This is a genomic window from Shewanella sp. CAL98-MNA-CIBAN-0140, assembly GCF_040309905.1.
Taxonomy (GTDB): domain Bacteria; phylum Pseudomonadota; class Gammaproteobacteria; order Enterobacterales; family Shewanellaceae; genus Shewanella; species Shewanella psychromarinicola.
The window spans coordinates 1-4,105 of the sequence record NZ_JBEOPI010000070.1; the positions used below are offsets into that span (position 1 = coordinate 1).

Below are 4,105 nucleotides of genomic sequence, written 5' to 3' on the forward strand. Positions count from 1 at the left end.
GCTTCACCACCATATGTCTTAGACAAAACGGCAGAAATTGCTGCTGTTAAGGTTGTTTTACCATGGTCAACGTGACCGATGGTGCCCACGTTTACATGGGGCTTGTTACGTTCAAATTTAGCTTTTGCCATGGTATTGCCTCAGTCCAACTATCTTGGTGATGAAAACACATATAGTAAAAATCCGATGCATAAAATGACATCGAATCGATTATTTAGGGTTAGGAAGCTTATTCATAACAGGCTGGTGTTGGTAGGCATATTCGTACTACCGACCTCACCCTTAACAAGGGTGCGCTCTACCAACCGAGCCATATCAGCGAACAAATTTGGAGCGGATGGCGGGAATCGAACCCGCGTTATCAGCTTGGAAGGCTGGAGTAATACCATTATACGACATCCGCGCAACCTATTTAGGCTACCTAACTACCTAGAAAATGGTGGAGGGAGAAGGATTCGAACCTTCGAAGGCTGAGCCGTCAGATTTACAGTCTGATCCCTTTGGCCACTCGGGAACCCCTCCAGAAAAATGGTGCCGGCACCAAGAGTCGAACTCGGGACCTACTGATTACAAGTCAGTTGCTCTACCAACTGAGCTATGCCGGCGCATCATTTCGGGTTCGGATATTAGGTAAATGTGCCTCGGAGTGCAATAGCTAAATGGTAAAAAACCTAAAAAAAGTTTCAAATGACGCTTTTTTGCACTCATTTTGTATAGAAAGTGTGATTTGCAGACAAATGTAATTAGTGATTAATACAAATGAAGACCAAACTATTGTCGCCATTTATTCGATAGTGTAATGTGCCTGACCAAACTAGAGGAATGGTAATGAACCCAATTAACTCAATACAAGATGCACTCTACTTTGCTTTTCAGCGCAAGCATTGGGCTGAATTACGCAAATCGGTGCCGCTCACATTGAGTCAGGCTGAATTAGAAAACCTGCGTGGTATGAATGAAAAGCTGTCTTTAGACGAAGTCACTGACATTTACCTTCCCCTCAGTCGTTTACTGAATTTATTTGTCGGCTCTAAGCAACAGCGTGGACTGGTTCTTGATAATTTTCTCGAGCAGAGAGCATCTCCAGGTCCGTATATTATTAGTATCGCAGGAAGCGTTGCGGTTGGTAAGAGTACCACAGCGCGAATATTACAAGCGTTATTGCAACGTTGGCCTGAGCATCCTAAAGTTGATTTAGTCACCACTGATGGTTTTTTATATCCATTAGCAGACCTTAAACGCAAAGGATTATTACAGCGTAAAGGCTTTCCTGAAAGCTATGACATGAAAATGTTAGTGGAATTTATTTCTGCGGTAAAAGCAGGTAATGAAGAAGTTATTGCCCCACTTTACTCGCATGTGACATACGATAGACGCTACGATGAACATCAATCCATATGTCAGCCTGACATTTTAATCTTAGAAGGCTTAAATGTACTGCAAACAGGCTTAGACAGCCCGGTTGATACAAGGAGGCCGTTTGTTTCAGATTTTGTAGATTTTTCTATTTATGTCGATGCTGAAGAATCATTACTGAAAGACTGGTACAAACAACGATTTTTACAATTCAGGCAAGGTGCATTTAGTGATCCAAACTCATTTTTTCATCACTATTCATCTCTATCCGATGATGAAGCTAATGATATTGCGGCGAACATTTGGGATACTATTAATGGGCCGAATTTATCATTAAATATTCGGCCAACGCGAGAGCGGGCCCACCTCATTTTACAAAAGGGACCAAATCACTTAATGGACCGCGTTTTATTGAGAAAATAATAACATATGAGCCTATAACTAGGCTCATGTTTACCCTCTACAGTGCTGACCTAAGACTAATTTCACCACCTAGATAGCGCTTAACACCTTGTTCGGTTTCAAGTATTAACGCCCCTTGTTCATCAATACCTCGGTAAATACCACTAACTGAATTAGGGGCCATTAACAGGGTAACATCACGATTAACAAATAAATCAAATTCATTCCAGCGGTCTAAAAAAACCTCTAACCCTTTCTGCTCGAATAACTGCAGATCAGCCTTAAGGGTTTTATGCAGTTTAATCAATAGCTCGGTTTTATCAGGCATACTCATCAAACTGGATAGGTCACTCCATGGCTGGTCAATAAGCTCACCTTGCTCAGCAGACATACTCATATTAATACCAAAACCAAGCACTAGTTCGGTTTGTTGGTCTGTGCAATGAGAGATTTCCACTAAAATTCCTGCCAATTTCTTATGATCAAGGTAAATATCATTTGGCCACTTTAATCCCAATCCTTGGACACCAAAATTTGATAATGTTTTAGCAATAGAACAGCCAATAACGAGGCTTAAACCACTTGCTTGGCTAATATCGCCATTTAAGCGCCAAAACATAGAGGCATAAATATGGTGACCATAAGGGGATAACCACTGTCTTCCTCTTCTTCCTCGGCCGGCAGATTGATATTCAGCAATACAAATATCACCGGATTTTAGTTCAGCAGCATGTCCAAGCATAAAAGCATTAGTGCTTGTTGTTTCATCAAAATAAAAACAGCGCCCATCAACACCATTAACAAGATGTGACTCATTTACCAACGACAGTGGCTTTGCTAATTTATAGCCTCGGCCCTTTACACTATATATTTCAATACCATAGTCTTTCAATGCATCAATATGCTGATTAATTGCCGCACGAGAAAGCGATAAAGACTGCGCAATGACCTCACCCGAAACAAAACGATCATGGTGTAAACACGCTAATATTTGGCGCTTGCGTGACCAATGTTCATTCATTTTATTTCTATCTCCCCAACTGAACCCATAATCCTAGGCTCGGGTTGTAATGTGACCGCAAACTTGTCAAAAACCATCTGGATGACGTATTTCGCTAATTGACAGACTTGTTTGCCAGTAGCGTGACCGAGGTTAACCAACACCAAAGCTTGATCTTGATGAACGGCAGCATCACCGATATTAACCCCTTTTAAACCGACGTAATCGATTAACCAACCTGCAGCAAGTTTATATTGACCATCAACTTGTTGATAAGCGACCAGGTCAGTAAAACGAAGTTTAAGTTGATTATAAGCCTTAGTTGAAACTAGCGGGTTTTTGAAAAAACTACCGACATTGCCTAATACCTTAGGATCTGGCAATTTTGATTGGCGAATGTGGCAGACGCAATCAAATATCTGCTTGGCTGTGACTGTCGATGGCTCAAAGTGTTGCAAAGGCCCATAATCTATTACAGGCACCCAATGCTTAGCCAATTTCAGTGTGACCTCGGTAATTACGGCTACATTATTGAGTTGTTTTTTAAAAATAGACTCACGATATCCAAAATCACATTGTTGGTTGTTAAAACGAACCAAGTGTCCTGTATCGAGTTGTAAAAACTCTATCTCGTAACAGAACCGATTAAATTCAACACCATAGGCACCAATGTTTTGTATTGGTGCCGCACCTACAGTCCCAGGGATCAGAGCCATATTTTCTAAACCATCAATCTGTTTTTGCAAACAGGACTCAACTAGGTTATGCCAATTTTCGCCGGCTTGAATGGTGATATATTGATAATCATCATCTGCAGTAAACTGTATCCCTTTTGTAGAGACTTTTACCACAGTGCCATCATAATCTTCAGTAAAAACCAAATTACTGCCGCCGCCAAGCACCAACATAGGCAACTGTTGTTTATACAATTTATTACAAATATCAATGAGTTCAGCTTTGCTCGTCACTTCAACAAGTGAAGTGCAATTCTGCTGAAGAGCAAAGGTATTAAACGCTGCCAAAGATATAGACATAGAAAATCAACTTTATAAAGAATGCGGTTATTGTAACAGGGAAGATAACTTTAAATTAGTTTGTTTCTGTTTAAAAAAGCAGGTTATTTAAGGTAAATTTGATTTAATAGAGCAAATAAAAGTATTCTCACAAGTTGCAAAACAAATCAGTTCTGGTCGATCTATTGAGATATGAGTTGGTTAAATCTACGAAAATAGCGACTAAAAACACATATTTCAAACACATATTTCGAGTTATACCAATCCGCATTAAATTATGATCTAATATGCTCACCACTTTCAAATTATTTTATACTGTGAAAAACTACACATC

The 4,105-nt window shown here is 40.0% G+C and carries 4 protein-coding genes and 4 tRNA genes; 1 reads left to right on the forward strand and 7 read right to left on the reverse strand.

The window, feature by feature from the left end:
• The 5 genes from AAEY93_RS20035 to AAEY93_RS20055 form a co-directional block, all read right to left on the reverse strand.
• Positions 1–131: GTP-binding protein (locus tag AAEY93_RS20035; protein WP_351079386.1), on the reverse strand; the 131-nt coding region annotated here is incomplete at its 3' end.
• 113 nt (positions 132–244) lie between these two features.
• Positions 245–320 (reverse strand) — tRNA-Asn (locus AAEY93_RS20040).
• 9 nt (positions 321–329) lie between these two features.
• A tRNA-Gly gene (locus AAEY93_RS20045) sits at positions 330–403 on the reverse strand.
• 34 nt (positions 404–437) lie between these two features.
• Positions 438–522: transfer RNA gene (locus AAEY93_RS20050), tRNA-Tyr, on the reverse strand.
• 7 nt (positions 523–529) lie between these two features.
• Positions 530–605: transfer RNA gene (locus AAEY93_RS20055), tRNA-Thr, on the reverse strand.
• A gap of 223 nt (positions 606–828) precedes the next feature.
• Between AAEY93_RS20055 and coaA the strand changes: the two genes are divergently transcribed.
• The gene (coaA, locus tag AAEY93_RS20060) at positions 829–1,779 is read left to right on the forward strand and encodes a type I pantothenate kinase (RefSeq protein WP_124013988.1); all 951 of its coding nucleotides are present in this window, start codon (positions 829–831) and stop codon (positions 1,777–1,779) included.
• 37 nt (positions 1,780–1,816) lie between these two features.
• Here coaA and birA read toward each other — a convergent pair whose 3' ends face one another.
• Positions 1,817–2,779 (reverse strand): bifunctional biotin--[acetyl-CoA-carboxylase] ligase/biotin operon repressor BirA, encoded by a 963-nt coding sequence (gene birA / locus AAEY93_RS20065; protein WP_124013987.1) that lies wholly within the window; start codon positions 2,777–2,779, stop codon positions 1,817–1,819.
• A complete protein-coding gene (murB, locus tag AAEY93_RS20070) occupies positions 2,776–3,792 on the reverse strand; it encodes a UDP-N-acetylmuramate dehydrogenase (protein ID WP_124013986.1) in 1,017 nt (338 codons plus the stop codon). Before murB ends, birA begins: the two co-directional genes overlap by 4 nt.
• Positions 3,793–4,105: the final 313 nt, after the last annotated feature.